This is a genomic window from Ruegeria sp. CDSA021, from assembly GCF_059612325.1.
Genome location: NZ_JBXWQJ010000014.1, coordinates 1 through 16,049 on the forward strand (window position 1 = coordinate 1; position 16,049 = coordinate 16,049).

The window sequence follows — 16,049 nt, forward strand, 5'->3', positions numbered from 1 at the left end:
GAACATTTCTTTCCTCCTTGTCATCGGCGAAACAGGGGCAGAGAAACGCTCCAAGCCAAAATTCGCCTTGTTTGTAGCGATGATTTGTACAGACAGGCCTAATAGCAAAAAACTGAAAAGAATTTTATATCATGTACAATTGTTTACAGGTGGAGAGTTGAAGCCAGGCTCGAATTTAGTGACCTTCGTTCCAACGAAAGCTTCTTAGATGTAAATCCATAGGTGGCTTATGCGTGTGTATAATTGCCTCTTCTCAAGAGTCGGCAGGAGGAGTGATCAAACCCGGGGACGTCCGTTCTGTGCTCATCACGCCCATTCGAACTAGCTGCAGCATCGGTAGATTTGGGCTCGATTCCGCCATTCTCTGCAACAAGCCCGTAATGGTAAGAAGAGCCCACACCTGCCGTTTAGCGAGCTTCGGTCTTTCGCATGCGCGACAGGCCGAAAACCGCACATTCCGGGCGTTCAAATTCCAGTATCGGATGGTAGGTGGGCGGGACGAAGCTGCCTTGCGCATCTACAGCCACTGCTCGTGCAGCAATTGTTCGCAAGCGCAGCAAGACTGTTGTGCCGACGAGGCGCGTTTCAATATTACGGACCTTCAACATCAAATGCGATGTTTTCACGCTTTCACGATCTGAAGCCATTGAGCGGCGTAGCCGAGGAGTTCCGCAGAAGTCTTGTCGCTGATCGACATCGGGTTGACTTCAACCGGTGGTGGGGTGGTTGCTCCATCTACGAGGAGAGCGGCACCGGCACTTGTCCCTGTGGAACCGAGTGATCGACGCACATCCGAACCCGTCACAATTCTAAGTATGTCGAGATAGGTTTGATTTCCCGCGAAAGGGCCTTCGACGATGATACTTCCTTCGTGCCCAATGTTGGAAAGGCATTCAGCTGTCACAAGCGCCAGATAAAGGGCCACTGCCGCACCGCGCTTGCCAGTTCCAATTTCAGGCTCGACGCCAATCCATCGCGCGTTTTGACCCTTGAAGGGTCCGGTCTCCGGCACAACGGCTGGCATCAGCATAATCTGGTTAGAAACGATATGTCCCAGATCCTGTGGAGTTGGGCTGGGGGAGTCTCCTCCGGTTGCAACATCATGCTCCCGTCCCCCCATGAATCGCGCTGAGGGCGCTGGACGTCCGAGGGCCGTCACATTGATCAGGGTGTCGAGATCTGGATCGAGCGTGGTATTATGCCCACCAATTGACATCGCAATCACCCAGGTTCCGGTCGACACGACACTGAATGGGGGTGTTTCGGCCAAGACATAGGGCAGAAGCGACGCGTTGGAATCGTGGATGCCGCAATAGACCGGGGTTTCGGGCGGCAGGCCCGTTGCATCGACAATATGCGGCAGGATTGGCCCGAGGAGATCGGAAGGCTTCCGCACAGGGGCCATCTTTTCGGTGATACCAAGCGCCTCGACCAACGACGAGAATGCACCCTCGGCCGGGTTCCAAAGATCGGTGTGGCATCCAAGCGAGGTGACATCTGTAGCAGTCACACCGGTCAGCCGCGCGCCCCAGAATTGCGGGTAGGTGACGATCTGGTGTGTCCGGTCCTTCAATTCCGGGTCCATTTGAAACTGCCAGTACAATTGCGCGCCAATGTTCAGACCGCCCGCCAGTTTAGGAGACCCGGTTTCCGCAAAGGGAGGGCGGATGGCGTCGTAGTCGTCCGCCAGTTCATCCGGACCGGCAAACTCGTAATCCAGGATCGGAGCGGCCAAGTTTCCGTTGCTGTCGATAAGGGCAGCACAAGCGCCGTGCGTTGTAACGGAAATAGCGTCGATGCCATGCGCGGCGTGAGAGTTGCGCAGACCCTCCAGCAGAAACGCCCAATGCCCCTCCACATCGAAATGCGGCCAGGGCGGGCCAGTCAGGACGGTATTGGGGCGCGTAATGACAGCGACTTCAGTCAGCGTTTCGCGGTCGACCAGCACAAGTTTTGCGTTGGTTTTGCCGATGTCTATAACCGCGACGTGGCCTGTCATGGCATATGGAAGACAGTTTCAAGCGGCGTGGCGACCGGCTCGTTGTCTGGATGCGTCTCCATGATGTCCGCCATATGCGCCCACCACTTTTTCATCACGGGATCGCTCGGCAAATCGTCCATGGTGTGCCCGACCTTGCGCCACAGCACGCCGAAAAGGATGTTCGTGTCGGGGTCGAGATGGATCGAATAGTCGCCGACGCCCGCGTCCTTCAACAGGTCGTACAGTTCCGGCCATATCTCGTCGTGGCGCCTGATGTATTCCGCGCGACAGCCAGGATTAAGCTTCATCTTGAAGGCCAACTTCTCCATCACCGCGTCCGCCACATGGACCAGAGGCGCGGCAGGGCGATGACGCCGATCAAGAGCGCCCCAATGACGATGGACATCACGATGCCCGGCACGTTCAATAGTCCCAGCCCGAAGGTCACGAGACCCATCACGAAGGCCGCGATGACAACGCCGATGATGGTGCCCGAGCCGCCGAGAATGCTGACGCCGCCGAGAACCACCATGGTGACGATCTCCAGCTCCCATCCTGTGGCAATCGAGGGACGCGTCGAGCCAAGCCGAGACGTCAGGCAGATCGCGGCAACTCCCGACATCAGGCCAGTCAAAAGAAACAGGATGAACTTCACGCGCTGAACACGGATGCCCGAAAACATCGCACCGGTTGCATTGTTCCCAATTGCGTAAACCGCTCGACCGAAATTCGTCTTGTGCAAAAGGACCGCATAGATCAACGCAATGATTGCAAAGAGTACGAACTCGAATGAGATCACCCACCAGACGTAGCCTTGGCCGAACCAGGAAAAGTCAGCTGGATAACCTTTGTAGGCTTGGTCACCCAGAACGATAAAGCTGATGCCGCGAAAAAGGCTCATTGTACCGATGGTAACAACGATGGAAGGCAGGCCGAGGCGTGTGACAAGCATGCCGTTGAAGGCCCCGCAAATGAGGCCCACGCCAAGCCCAATCAGCACAAGCCCAGGCGTGCCAACACCCATTTGAACGGCGGCCCCCATGGCGGTAGAAGCCAGGGCGATGATCGAAGCGACCGACAAGTCAATCTCGCCGGAGATAATCAGCAGGGCCATCGCAAAGGCGATCATCGCCTTTTCGGTGAAGTTGAAGGTGGCGTCGCTCAGGTTCCAGGCGTTGAGGAAATAGGGCGATGCAAAGCTGTTGGCGACAAAGATGCCGATGGCAACCAAAAGCAGCAGCGTTTCCCAACTCTTCAGCCGTTGCTCCAGCGGCGATTGCAGACGGTCGGGGACGAAACGGTCGGTGGTGCTCATGTCGCATGCTCCGCGCGTTTGAGGATGATCCGGCCTTTCTCGCGATTGGCCTGTGCGTTGAGTGCCACGGCGATGATGATGGCACCGCCCGAGATGGCGAGTTGCCAGAAGGGCGAGATGTCGACGACCGGCAAGGCGTTCTTGATGATGCCGAGGAACAAGGCTCCCAAGAGCGCACCCGCAATGGTGCCGATGCCACCCATGATAGACACACCGCCAATGACGCAGGCGGCCACGACGTCCAATTCAAAGCCCCCTGCAATATCAACGTAGGACACGGCGAAGCGCGAGACCCAGAGATAGCCGGTCAATCCTGCCAGAGCGCCTGAGATCGTGAATGCCCAGAATTGGGTCTTGCCGACGTTGATCCCGGCATAGGTGGCCGCGTGCGGGTTGCCGCCCGCTGCATAAAAGGCGCGGCCAAGTGTTGTACGCGTCATGACGATTGTGAAGGCAACGACGGCGACAATCGCGATCCAGCCCAAAACCGGCAGGCCAAGGATTTCCGTGCGCGGGAAAGCTTTGAATGCCGGGCTCATCTCGTGGCTGTTGACCCATTTGCCGTCCGAGATCACGAAGATTATGCCCCGGAAAATGGTCATGGTGCCTAGCGTCACGACGATGGGCGGGATGGCGAGCTTCCACACGAGAATACCGTTGAACATGCCCATCAGGGTGCCAAGTCCCACGGCGATCACAAGGATCACGAAAATCGGCAATCCGGGTGCGGCGACATTCACCATCGAGACGACCATGCCCGTCAGCGCCAGATTGGCGGCGACACTGAGGTCGATGCATTTGGTCAGGATGACGATCATCTGGCCGATGGCCAAGAGTATCAGCGGCGAAGTATCGTTGAACACGTTGGCAAGGTTGCCGGGTGCCACGAAGGCGGGGAAGCGGGACGAAATCAGCACCAACAAAAGTATGATCGCGCCGACAAGAAGGGCTTCACGTGATGTCAAAAGGCGTTTCAGCATGGGCGTTCCCTCAAATACCGGCGGCGTGGCGGACAAGCGTTTCGGGTTGCAGATCGCCATTTGCCAGCTCCGCGACCATCCGGCCTTCGCGCATGACGATGACGCGGTCGGACATGCCCAGAACCTCGGGGATTTCCGAGCTGACCATGATCACCGCCAAGCCCTGAGCCGCGAGCTCGGCCATGAATTCATGCACGGCGGCTTTTGATCCGATGTCGACGCCCTTCGTGGGTTCATCCAGGATGATGACCTTGGGCTGGGTCGCAAGCCACTTGGCGATCACGACCTTCTGCTGGTTACCGCCCGAAAGGTTGCCCACATGGGTGTCCAGCGACGCCGCGCGCAGGTCCAGCCGTTCGGTGTATTCGCGAGCCAGCTTGAATTCCTCGGCCAGCTTCAGAAAGCCTTTGTTGGAGATGCGTCCCAGCGACGGGAGTGTGACATTCTGGAAGATGGGCAGATCAAGGATGGCGCCTTGCTTGCCGCGATCCTCGGGCACATAGACGATGCCGCTGTCGACTGCATCGGCAGGGGATTTGATCTGCACGTGATTTCCGTCGATCTCGACAGTTCCGGCCGAGGGGCGCGTGATCCCGAAGAGAGCCTGCATGAACTCTGACCGACCCGCGCCGACAAGGCCGTAGAAACCGAGAATTTCGCCCCTCCGCAGGGTGAAGTCGATGTCTTCGAACTCTGTCGGGTGGGAATATCCAGCAACCTTGAGGACGGTGTCACCCGAGTTGGACTCCCGCTCAGGAAAGATCTGACTGACATCCCGGCCCACCATCATCTTGACAAGCTCGGGTTCACTGACATCCGCGATGGCACCGTCTCCGATCAACTGGCCATCGCGAAAAACTGTGTAGTTGTCTGCAATTCGGAAAATCTCATCGAACTTGTGGCTGATGAACAGGATCGCCTTGCCCTGGGCCTTCAGGGCCTCGACCAGCTCATATAGTTCTTCAATCTCTTTGTGTGAAAGGGCTGCGGTCGGCTCGTCCATGATGACCACGCGCGCATCGATAGACAGGGCTCGGGCAACTGCCACAAGGTGCTTGTTGGCGATGCCAAGGTCCTTGAGCTTGTGTTCGGGATCGATGTTCGCACCGATGCCGCTCAGGATTTCGCGTGCCTTCTCGGCCATCTTTTTCCGGTCGATCAACCCGAAGGTCCCGCGCGGGGCGTGGCCCAGGAAGATGTTTTCGGCTACGGACAGTTCGTCAAACAGCACCGTTTCTTGGTGAATGGCCGTGACTCCATTGTCGGACGCGGCCTGCGGTACGGGAAAGGCGGTTGGCTTTCCGTCTACAAGGATCGAGCCGCCATCGGGCTGATAGATGCCGGTCAGAATTTTGACGACCGTGGACTTGCCCGCTCCGTTCTCTCCAACCAAGGCCGTGACTTTGCCGGGAACGAGGCGAAGCGAAATCTCTGAAAGAGCTTTGACGCCCGGAAAGGTCTTTGTGATCCCGTTCAGGGCCAGTACAGCGACTTCCTCGACCGTGTTGTCGGGCGTTATCGCTATTTCGGCTTGTTTCAGCATCGAAGGCCTCGGCTATCGGGAATGAAAATGTCCTGCGCGGCAATAATGGCCGCGCAGGAAATGGTGTGCTTAGAAGATCGACTTGAACTGATCGATGTTCGAAGCGTCATAGATGAACGGGTCCGCCATTGCGGCGGAATTTGTCTCGTCCAGCGTGATCGTACCAACGCGGCCAATCGAGATCTCGGCACCCGGTTCGGCATTCGCGCTGCCTGAAGCCAACGCGTGCGCAATCATCGTGGCCGAGTACCCCAGATCAATCGGGTTCCAGATCGCGAAGGACTTCGACGCGCCGTTCTCGATGGCACCGGCCATCTCCGACGGCAGACCAAGACCGGTCACGTTGACCTCACCCACTTTGCCAGCGTCAACCACGGCCTGAGCCGCCGCAACGATGCCAACCGAGGTCGGCGCGATGATGGCATCTAAATCGGGATACGATTGCATCAGGCCCGTGGCCTCGCGATAGGATTTGTCGGCCAAGTCGTCGCCATAGACCGTCGCCACAACGTTGATGCCGGGATAGTTGCCCATCACCTTGTTCATTTCTTCGATCCAGACGTTCTGGTTGGTCGAGGTCGTGGTGGCTGAAAGAACGGCAACGTCACCGCCATCTGGCAGATGATCTGCGGCCAGTTTGATGATCATGTTACCGATCAGCGCGTTAGAAGACGGGTTCAGGTGCACCGCGCGGCCTTCTTCCGCCACGCCCGAGTCCCAGCTAATTACCGTGATGCCACGCTGCATCGCTTTCTTCAGCGTCGGCACCAGCGCGTCGGTATCGTTGGCCGACACGGCAATGGCATCCACGCCCTGCGCAATCAACGAGTTGATCACCTCGATCTGGCCTTCGGCGGTGGTGTCAGTGGGGCCGGTGTAGATGATCTCGACACCACCCAGTTCTTTGGCGGCCTCTTCGGCGCCTTCTGCAGCGGCCTCAAAGAAACCGATGCCAAGGGCCTTCACGACAAGCGCGATGCGCATGTTGTCCTGTGCCATGGCGGTTGAGCCAAACAGGCTGGCAGCCAACGTGAGGCTCGTGGTGAGAGCGGTAAAAGTGCGACGTTTCATTGGAATCCTCCCTAAAGTACGTTTGCGGTGAAAGCCCCCCTACGAGGCCACGTTTCTCTGAGCGCCCCCGGATTGGGTAACGATCAGCGTCACTTCTGCGGCCTCCAGCATGGCGGCCGCTTTGTCAGAAATCTGGTCATCGGTGATAACAGTTGTGATCCGGTTCAAAGGGCAAAGAACAAGGCTTGAGCGTTGCTCGAATTTCGAGCTATCGGCCAGAACGACAAGCTCGTCGGCCTGACCGATCAGTTTTTGTTCGGCCTGGATCAACAGCGGATCTGCCTCCATCAAGCCTAGTGGCCCAAGCCCCTGGGCACCCATGAACATGCGCGTCGCACAGAAGTTGCGTGTGACGTCATTGTCGAAGGGCGAAAGGATGATGTTTTGTTCGCGGTAGATCGTGCCGCCCGAGAGCATAATTGTGTTCTTCGAATGCTTCAGCAGATGTTCAGCAATCGGGAACGAGTTGGTGAAGACCTGCATCCGCCGACTGGCCAATGGGTGAACCATTTGAAACGTCGTCGTGCCACCGTTGATAATGATCGCGTCACCATCCTCGCAAAGATCGACAGCCGCCGCCGCGATGGCCTGCTTTTCCGCGATCCTCATGGTTTCGTTGACGGAGAAGGGGCGCCCAGCCAGGCCCACGAACTGCGGCGGGCTCAATGCCTCGGCCCCGCCCCGCACGCGCCGCAACTGGCCTTGCTGGTCCAGCGTTGCGATGTCGCGACGGATGGTGGCTTCGGAGGCACCGGTGAGATTGCACAGTTCGACAACTGTTGCCACGGGACGTTCTTCGACCGCGGATAGGATAATCGTATGGCGTTCTTTTTCGTGCATTCCAGCCTCCCTTAGTGCCTTACGGTGTCGAGATTCGCATCATCTGTCAATCAAAAACAGTCATTATCCGTCATTCTGCGGCGCAGCATGATTGAAAATGATCGAAACTGATTGACAAATTGGGCCGCACGGCTCAACCTTACAGCAAGTCAGGACTATGGACGCATCGCGCCAACCGGGAGGAAACATGTTGAAATCATTGGAAAGCCAGCTTTTGGAAAGCCGTTGGAGTGATGCGGACGCAGAAGGGAAAAGCGAATCGGAGCTTCTGCTCTATCGCTCGAACACTCTTGGTTCCGACAAGCGGGTCACCAACTATGGCGGCGGAAATACGTCTGCCAAGGTGGTGGAGACCGACCCTCTCACCGGCGACGAGGTCGAGGTGCTGTGGGTCAAGGGCTCGGGCGGCGACATCGGATCTATGAAGATGGACGGGTTTGCGACGCTTTACATGGATAAGTTGCGTGCTCTGAAACCGCTTTATCGTGGTGTTGAATTTGAAGACGAAATGGTCGGCTATCTGCCCCATTGCACGTTCAAGCTGAATCCGCGCGCCGCGTCGATTGACACGCCTTTGCACGCTTATGTTCCACGCAAACACGTCGATCATGTCCACGCAGACGCCATCATTGCCATTGCCGCGTCGAAGAATTCGAAAGAACTGACTCGAGAGATTTTCGGAGACCGCATCGGCTGGCTGCCTTGGAAAAAGCCGGGCTACGAGTTGGGATTGTGGCTGGAAAAGTTCTGTCTTGAAAACCCGGATGCCGACGGCGTCGTGCTGGAAAGCCATGGGTTGTTCACCTGGGCCGACACGGCCAAGGACTGCTACGACCAGACGATTGATGTGATCAACGTCGCAACCAAATGGCTGGGCGAGCGCAGCAAGGATGTGGCACCCTTCGGTGGCGCGATCCATGACAGTCTGCCACCCAACGAACGGGCCGCCATTGCTGCGCGGCTGATGCCCGCGATCCGCGGCTTCGTGTCGGGTAATCAGCACATGGTTGGTCACTTTAACGACAGCGACGCAGTACTGGAATTCGTCAATGCCAAGGACATGGAACCGCTGGCGGCCCTCGGCACATCCTGCCCAGACCATTTCTTGCGCACGAAAATCCGCCCGCTGGTTGTGCCCTTCGACCCCGAAGCGGGAAATATCGACGATGTTTTGGAAGGGCTGCCGGCTCAGATCGAGGCCTACCGCAACGACTATGCCGCCTACTACGACCGCTGCAAACATGACGACAGCCCGGTGCTTCGCGACCCGAACGCGGTTGTTTATCTCGTGCCTGGCGTTGGCATGATCACCTTTGCCAAGGACAAGGCAACGGCCCGCATCTCAGGCGAATTCTACGTCAACGCGATTAACGTGATGCGCGGTGCTTCGGCGGTCAGTGAATATCAGGGCCTGCCGGAACAGGAAGCTTTTGACATCGAATACTGGCTTCTTGAAGAGGCCAAGCTACAGCGCATGCCGAAACCCAAGTCGCTTGCCGGGCGGGTGGCCCTAGTCACCGGTGGCGCTGGCGGCATTGGCGCTGCGACTGCGGAACGGTATCTGCAAGAAGGTGCTTGCGTTGTCCTCGCAGACATCAACGAAGAGGGCTTGGCGTCAACTCAAGACAACCTCGCCAGCCGGTACAGCAAAGACGTCGTCCGCTGCGTCACCATGAACGTCACCAGCGAAGACGCCGTCGCGGCAGCCTTTGTCGAGGCGTCGGTTGAATTCGGCGGGATCGATATTCTGGTCTCGAACGCCGGTATCGCTTCCTCTGCACCCATCGAAGAAACCTCCCTGGTTCTTTGGAACAAGAACATGGACATCCTGTCCACGGGCTATTTCCTGGTGAGCCGCGAAGCCTTCAAGATCATGCGGGTGCAGGATATGGGCGGCTCTGTGGTCTTCGTGGCCTCCAAGAACGGCCTCGCTGCGTCACCCAACGCCGCCGCCTATTGCACCGCCAAGGCCTCCGAAATTCACCTTGCCCGCTGTCTCGCCCTGGAAGGGGCGGAGGCCGGTATTCGCGTCAATGTCGTGAATCCGGACGCGGTGCTGCGCGGATCGAAAATCTGGGAAGGCGATTGGTTGGTGCAGCGCGCAGACACCTACGGCACTGACAAGGATGGGCTGGAAGAGATGTATCGCCAGCGCTCCATGCTGAAGCGCTCGGTCCTGCCCGAAGACATCGCGGAGGCCTGCTATTTCTTTGCCGCCGACACCTCGGCCAAGTCCACGGGAAACATCATCAATGTGGACGCCGGCAACGTCCAGGCCTTCACGCGCTAGGAGGCGGAAATGAGCTACGAGACCGCAAAAGCCGCCTTCGCCGATTGGGGCGTCGATACCGAGGCAGCGCTGGAACGCCTGAAAACCATCCCGATCTCGATGCATTGCTGGCAAGGCGATGATGTGGTCGGGTTCGAACAGAAATCCGGCTCATCAGGAGGCGGTATTCAGGCAACCGGCAACCACCCGGGCCGCGCCCGCACGCCAGAGGAACTGCGCTCCGATCTGGAGTTTGCCTATTCGATGATCCCTGGCAAACATCGTTTGAACCTCCATGCGATGTATCTGGACACGGATGAAACCCCCGACCGCGACGAGATCGAATTCAGACACTTCGCGCCGTGGGTCGATTGGGCCAAGGATCAGGGCATCGGGCTGGACTTCAACCCGACCTTCTTTGCCCATGCCAAGGCAGACGATAATCTGACACTCAGCCATCCGGACAAGGGTATTCGCGATTTCTGGATTGAGCATGGCCGCCGTTCGCGCGACATCGCCGCACAAATGGGCGCAACTCTGGGCTCGCCTTGCGTGAACAACATTTGGGTGCCGGACGGTTACAAAGACATGCCGGTCGACCGTATGTCGGCCCGCGCTCGATTGGAAGCTTCGCTTGATGCCGTGCTGGCACCGCATCAGAACAAAGCACAGATGCTGGATGCCGTCGAAAGCAAGCTTTTCGGGATTGGTGTCGAAGCCTGCACCGTGGGCAGCCACGAATTTTATATGGGCTATGCGATACGCAATGGCACGCTTCTTTGTCTCGATATGGGTCACTTCCACCCGACCGAAAACATCGCCGACAAACTGAGCGCGGTGGCTCTCTCGCTAGACGAAATCCTGCTGCACGTTTCACGCCCCATGAGGTGGGACAGCGATCACGTTATCCTTCTGAATGACGATATCCTGCAAATGGCACAGGAACTGGTTAGTGCCGATCTGCTTGGCAGAACACACATCGGGTTGGACTTCTTTGACGCGACGATCAGTCGGACAGCAGCATGGGTCATTGGCACACGCAATATGCAAAAAGCTTTGCTTCGTGCTTTGTTGCTTCCATTGGAAGAATTGAAGACTGCCGAGAACGACCTCGACTTTTCGAAACGTTTTGCGGTCACCGAAGAGTACAAGGACATGCCGTTCGGCGAGATTTGGAATGAGTTCTCGGCTCGTGAGAATGTTCCAAACGGCCAGGCGTTGATCAAAGAACTCGACAGATACCAAACCAAAGTAGCACGCCGCGGTTGAGGTTCTTTGCAAGGATCACCGGCTCGATTTTACGGGACCTACCTGATCGAGAAGCATTTGGATTAGGAACGCAATGTGAAGCGACGCACGACGAACGGCTGGTTATCTTCCTGCGAAGCAGAAAAGCTTCCAAACAGGCCCAACCGACCCGAGCGTGCATATTTGGGCGTCATGAAAAACAAATAGTGAACATGTAAACCAGTTGCCATTCGTTGTGCCCTATGCGAACCGATAAGACGCGGACAAACTGGACTTTTGCGTTTGCGGCGGATGCACGTGCCGAAAACCCAAATCTTTGAACCTATTAAACGCGGATGGAGTGGATGGCGTCTGCTCCCAAACGCCGCGTTTGCGGCAACGGGTGTCGGTCGCAATCTGGCGTTCGGCGCTTCGCGTTTCGTCTAAACCCACCGGTTCTTCCGTCATCTCTTTGTCCTCCGATTCATCAGCGTTCGGCCGCAGCCGTCAGGCCGGGAGGGGGAGGAGACGTACTCCCAGACGGCTCTCCGGCCTCCATTCCTCTCAGAAACCTGAAAAGTTCGCTATCGGTTGTCAGGACCAACGTCGTTCCGCCTGAAATCATGTCCTTGTAGGCCTGCATTGTCCGGGTAAACGCATAGAATTCGGCTGCTTGGGCGTCGATGTTGTAGGCTTTTGCGTAGATCGCAGCCGCCGAGGCGTCAGCCACGCCGCGGATTTCCTCGACGGCGCGATACGCTTCGGATTGTATCTTGTTCAGATCGCGAACCCGGTTGCCGCGAATTCGCGCGGCTTCGCCATTGCCTTCGGAAAGAAAACGTTCAGCGATCTGGCGACGCTCGGAGATCATGCGGTCATAGATCTTCGGACGCACACTCTCATTGTAATTGATCCGCTTGAAACGGATATCGAGAAGCTCGATCCCAAATACACGAACCTTCTCTGAGGCGGCTGCGAAAATCTCCTGTTCCACAAGTGCGCGGCCTTTCTGGATAGGAACCAGAGAACCTATGTCCTGCGCACGCTCCTCATCGGTTAGAAGCGTGTCCCGCAGCGGGATCCGGCCTTTCGTAGTCCGGATAATCTCTATCAACTCGTGTTTTGCGACGGCATTGCGGGTTTCGCTGCCGAGAATATCGTCCAGACGGGATTGCGCGCTGCGCTCATCGCGCAGCCGCAGGAAATATTGCAACGGGTCGGTGATTTTCCAGCGGGCGAACAGATCGACGGAAATGTAGAGCTTGTCCTTAGTGGGCATGTCGGACGGATTGCCATCCCACTCAAGAACCCGGCGGTCGATCCGGTTGACTTCCTGAACGATGGGCAGCTTTAGCTTTAAACCGGCCGTTATAACTGGTTCTCCCACGGGTTTGCCGAATTGGGTGATAATGGCCTGTTCGACTTCGCCAACTGTGTAGAGGGAACCGGAGGCAATCACGCCAACTGCAGCCGCAATCCCTGCAATGAGACCCAGTCTGATGCTCATGACGGATCCTCCTGAAGCCTGTCGAGGTTCAAAAGCGGCAGGATGCTCGCAGTCGATCCTTCAACAATGATTTTTGACAGGATTGTGGGCAGAACATCCTGCAGTGTCTCTATGTATATCCGCCGCCTCGTGACCTCTGGTGCCTTGACGTATTCGGCCAAAAGCGCGGTGAACCGCGCGGCGTCGCCTTCCGCCTCGTTGATGCGTTTCAGGCGATAGCCGTCGGCCTCGCGGATCCGCTGATCTTTCTCGCCCTCGGCCAGCGGAATGACTTTGTTATATTCGCGGCGCGCCTCATTGATCAGGCGTTCCTTTTCCTGCTGGGCCTGGTTGACCTCATTAAACGACGCCTGAACGGGTCCCGGCGGGTTGATGTTTTTCAGCTGCACCTGGTCGATGCTGATGCCCATGGCGTATTTCGTGGACAGAGCCTGCATCTTAAAAAGTGCCTCGCTCTCGATCTCTTGCCGGCCGATGGTGATGACCTCGTCAACCGTGCGGTCTCCAACGACCTCGCGCATCACCGACTCAGAGACGTAACGCAAAGTCGCGCTTGGCTCGCGTACCTCGAACAGGAACTTCAGGGGGTCCGAGATCCGGTACTGCACCACCCATTCCACAAGCGCGGCGTTCAGATCTCCCGTAACCATTTCGGTTTCACGTCGGCCGTCTGACGGGCTTTGGAAGGGATCACTCCTGCCCGGTGTGGTGAATCCGAATTCCTGCTTCAGTTGCCGTTTCACGGGCACCAGTGTGGCAACGTCGATGCCAAACGGGAATTTGAAATGCAGGCCAGGCGGAACCTCAGCAATGTATTTGCCGAAACGCTGGACAACGGCGACCGAGTCGCTCGGGACTGTGTAATAAGAAGACCAGGCTGCAACCGCCGCCAAGACTATCGCTCCTGCAACCAGTACCCCTCTCAGAGGCGGCCGCCCTTCAGGGAGTAATCCGCTCAGGCGGTCGCGGCCTTGACGAAGAAGATCGTCAATCTCGGGAGGATTGCTCTTCTGTTTGCTTTGCCATGGCCCACGGTCTTCCGGGCCGCCGTTCTGGTCGGGCATATCGTTTTCTCCCTTGCTCGTGCGAACCGGCACTCGGCGCAGACCTTGGCGGTCGGCGGGGTGGATCCACGTGTCTTATTCCCTCTGTGTCGGCATTCCTTCGTTCTCAGCAGCTTGTATTTGTGAGTTTTCTTGTGGCGATGTACCTGTTGTATCCGCATCCCATGTCTCTTTGTCCGCCTGAGATGCGCGCCCGCCCGCGTAGAGATGCCGAAGCTGCATCTCGGAAACACCGTCGGCCTCCATCACCAGCCGAACCATCGGGTCTGCCAGCATTTCTTCGAGGAAAATTTCGGCCAGATCTTTTCCGGTCAGCTTGTCCTTTGCCAGGGCGTCATCGAGGTCGGCCAGTGAAACGGTCAAGGTTCTCGCCAGGCCGGGGTGGGATGCCCGAGAATGCAGCCTCACCGCTACAGATGCTTTCCAGACTTCCGGGTGCAGCTGGTCGGGCGGTGAACACAGTTCCGTTTCAATGTCATACTCTCCTGCCGGAAGCCTCTCGTCGAAGTCAGGCACACTGAAAGGCCGGGCGAAAACCGCAATTGACTTTCTGACTAGCTCGTTCATAGGAGAAGTCCTCTCATCAAAGCGACAAGCGCGCCAAAGCTGCGGCTGCCAGAGCAATGCCCTTGTCGTGGTAGTCCCCGTGGAATACGCCATCCACCTTGACCTCCCAGATCCCATTCCTCTCTCTGACACGGACACGATCAGCTTGCGCGGTTGGATAATAGGGGTGTGCCGATGTTTGTCTCTGTTCCGGTTGGTGCAATGGCTTAACGAGTACGCTGGAGCTCACCGCCTTTGGCAATTGCGTTTCTCCAAGGGCCATCACGGCGCGAATAAACTCCTCCGCGTAGTCATCCGCGTTCCGGTGGTCATGCTCGTGCCGCACCATGGCCATCGGCTCAACAAAACGCTTCTTCAGGTGCTCAACAAAACGCGGTTCCGTGTGCGACATGTAAGCAATGAGCGACTGGAGAACCCGTTCATGGGCTAGAACGCGCCGTTCAAGATCGGTTGTTTCAGGCAGAGGTGGTGACATGGCGCTGCTCATCCTTCATTGATCGTGTTTTCCGGACGCTCCGGTGACTTGTTTACGTCAAGGGCTGCAAGGCAGGCTTGCGCGATGTCCCGGTTCGGGGTCTCTGTGCCTGGTATCGTCACCCAGCCAGCCGCCATCAGGGCCTCTCGCTGCCGGAAGGTAGAGGCTGCCCGGATCGCCGCCATCTTGGCAGCCCGTTCCGGATCGGATCGGGCCATGTCCAGACAGACAGGCACCAATGCGGTGGCAACATGTTCACGGGCCATAGCCACGGACCTGTCGTTCGAGGTTCGGCCGGTTACCCAGCCGCCCCAAGAAAATCCAGCTACACTAACAAGTACCGCGCCGATGACGGCACCGTAGAGGCCGGGTTTAAGCCATTCGGGAGTGTTCATTGTAGTTCCTCCAGCGGCAAAGCGCCGCCTCGCTATCTTCAGGTGTCACATTGAATGCCGTGGCCAAGTGCCGTTTCCAGGTCGGTCCAGGTAATTGGCCGCATTTCTGTTCGGCCCAGCGAACGCCCCTTGCCGTTTATGGTCAGGAAAATCGCTGTTCTGCGGTATTCCGTGAAACTCAGCGTCTCGATAAGTTCTTCCTCAACCAATACTTCGTATTCACCGGCAGGCAGCTCGTCCGAATATCCGGATAGGGCAAACGGGCGCGGGAAGGTCACGGTGGATCTGATTGAACGCAGCGCCATCCCCGGTCTCCGCGATGTATACGTGCCTTCCGCGCTGCAAGGGCTGCCGTATCCTGATTGCAGAGAGGTAGCCTGCATTTGCGGTCATCATACATTATCCCAGAACCGGGCGATGCGCGCTGACCCATGTTAGCGCCGCTGGGCCCTGGGCAGTGCCGGCGAACCTTGGAGCTGCCCTGATGCTTGACTCTAGAGGTTTGGACACCGGCTGATCTGCGTCAGCGCGTGCTCCAAGCGATGCGGGTATGATCGAAATAATCCGAAACATTTTGATCTTGCCAGAGGAGGCCCCGGTCAGTCGGCACGTTCGCTCCCAAGGTCCGAAAGCACTGAAAAGGAGGAAATGGTGATGCCCGCAGGTGGCATTCTTTACCCGCATAGCCCTGAGTTCGATCGGTTTTTGCTAGCTTTCGTTGGTGAGGATCGGAAGGGCAATGCTGTTACGGTACTTTCGGCCCTTGCAAGGCTAGAACTCGAACCTTGGGAAGAGGCAGATCCCGATTTATTGGA

At 57.3% G+C, this 16,049-nt stretch carries 16 protein-coding genes; 3 read left to right on the forward strand and 13 right to left on the reverse strand.

All coding sequences use genetic code 11. The features are described from left to right. Positions 1-208 (forward strand): hypothetical protein (locus tag AC2FLD_RS17245; RefSeq protein WP_496671886.1); only part of this gene is annotated, 208 nt, incomplete at its 5' end. Positions 209-622: 414 nt separating this feature from the next. On the opposite strand, the gene AC2FLD_RS17250 is transcribed toward AC2FLD_RS17245, so the two are convergent. From AC2FLD_RS17250 to AC2FLD_RS17280, 7 genes are all read right to left on the reverse strand, one after another. Next, on the reverse strand, positions 623-1,999 hold the full coding sequence (locus AC2FLD_RS17250; RefSeq protein WP_496671883.1) for an FGGY-family carbohydrate kinase: 1,377 nt from the start codon (positions 1,997-1,999) through the stop codon (positions 623-625). Continuing rightward, a complete protein-coding gene (rhaM, locus tag AC2FLD_RS17255; RefSeq protein ID WP_496671881.1) occupies positions 1,996-2,310 on the reverse strand; it encodes an L-rhamnose mutarotase in 315 nt (104 codons plus the stop codon). Before rhaM ends, AC2FLD_RS17250 begins: the two co-directional genes overlap by 4 nt. Continuing rightward, complete coding sequence (locus AC2FLD_RS17260; RefSeq protein WP_496671879.1) at positions 2,310-3,296, reverse strand: ABC transporter permease; 987 nt, start codon at positions 3,294-3,296, stop codon at positions 2,310-2,312. Before AC2FLD_RS17260 ends, rhaM begins: the two co-directional genes overlap by 1 nt. Then, positions 3,293-4,276, reverse strand: coding sequence for an ABC transporter permease (locus AC2FLD_RS17265; RefSeq protein WP_496671899.1), 984 nt, complete (start codon positions 4,274-4,276; stop codon positions 3,293-3,295). Before AC2FLD_RS17265 ends, AC2FLD_RS17260 begins: the two co-directional genes overlap by 4 nt. Positions 4,277-4,286: 10 nt before the next feature. After that, entirely contained in the window at positions 4,287-5,819 is a 1,533-nt protein-coding gene (locus tag AC2FLD_RS17270) for a sugar ABC transporter ATP-binding protein (RefSeq protein WP_496671876.1), read from the reverse strand. 69 nt (positions 5,820-5,888) lie between these two features. Next, complete coding sequence (gene rhaS, locus AC2FLD_RS17275) at positions 5,889-6,890, reverse strand: rhamnose ABC transporter substrate-binding protein (RefSeq protein ID WP_496671873.1); 1,002 nt, start codon at positions 6,888-6,890, stop codon at positions 5,889-5,891. 39 nt (positions 6,891-6,929) lie between these two features. Further along, positions 6,930-7,730 (reverse strand): DeoR/GlpR family DNA-binding transcription regulator, encoded by an 801-nt coding sequence (locus AC2FLD_RS17280; RefSeq protein ID WP_496671870.1) that lies wholly within the window; start codon positions 7,728-7,730, stop codon positions 6,930-6,932. Between the two features lie 187 nt (positions 7,731-7,917). Here AC2FLD_RS17280 and AC2FLD_RS17285 point away from each other — a divergent pair, with 187 nt between their 5' ends. After that, positions 7,918-10,020 (forward strand): bifunctional rhamnulose-1-phosphate aldolase/short-chain dehydrogenase, encoded by a 2,103-nt coding sequence (locus tag AC2FLD_RS17285; protein WP_496671868.1) that lies wholly within the window; start codon positions 7,918-7,920, stop codon positions 10,018-10,020. Positions 10,021-10,029: 9 nt separating this feature from the next. Further along, positions 10,030-11,268 (forward strand): L-rhamnose isomerase, encoded by a 1,239-nt coding sequence (locus tag AC2FLD_RS17290; protein ID WP_496671865.1) that lies wholly within the window; start codon positions 10,030-10,032, stop codon positions 11,266-11,268. A gap of 445 nt (positions 11,269-11,713) precedes the next feature. Here the strand turns inward: AC2FLD_RS17290 and hflC are convergent, their stop codons facing one another. From hflC to AC2FLD_RS17320, 6 genes are all read right to left on the reverse strand, one after another. Then, positions 11,714-12,733 carry a protease modulator HflC gene (gene hflC, locus AC2FLD_RS17295; protein ID WP_010442286.1) on the reverse strand — a complete coding sequence of 340 codons (1,020 nt, stop codon included), beginning with the start codon at positions 12,731-12,733 and terminating at the stop codon, positions 11,714-11,716. Next, positions 12,730-13,797, reverse strand: coding sequence for an FtsH protease activity modulator HflK (gene hflK, locus AC2FLD_RS17300; protein WP_282121195.1), 1,068 nt, complete (start codon positions 13,795-13,797; stop codon positions 12,730-12,732). Before hflK ends, hflC begins: the two co-directional genes overlap by 4 nt. Positions 13,798-13,872: 75 nt before the next feature. Next, positions 13,873-14,364: a hypothetical protein gene (locus AC2FLD_RS17305; protein WP_282121196.1), complete on the reverse strand. Its 492-nt coding sequence runs from the start codon at positions 14,362-14,364 to the stop codon at positions 13,873-13,875. Positions 14,365-14,380: 16 nt separating this feature from the next. After that, positions 14,381-14,839 (reverse strand): hypothetical protein, encoded by a 459-nt coding sequence (locus tag AC2FLD_RS17310; protein WP_496671863.1) that lies wholly within the window; start codon positions 14,837-14,839, stop codon positions 14,381-14,383. A gap of 8 nt (positions 14,840-14,847) precedes the next feature. Further along, positions 14,848-15,234 (reverse strand): hypothetical protein, encoded by a 387-nt coding sequence (locus AC2FLD_RS17315; RefSeq protein ID WP_496671860.1) that lies wholly within the window; start codon positions 15,232-15,234, stop codon positions 14,848-14,850. Positions 15,235-15,272: 38 nt separating this feature from the next. Then, positions 15,273-15,539 carry a hypothetical protein gene (locus tag AC2FLD_RS17320; RefSeq protein WP_299986032.1) on the reverse strand — a complete coding sequence of 89 codons (267 nt, stop codon included), beginning with the start codon at positions 15,537-15,539 and terminating at the stop codon, positions 15,273-15,275. Positions 15,540-16,049: the final 510 nt, after the last annotated feature.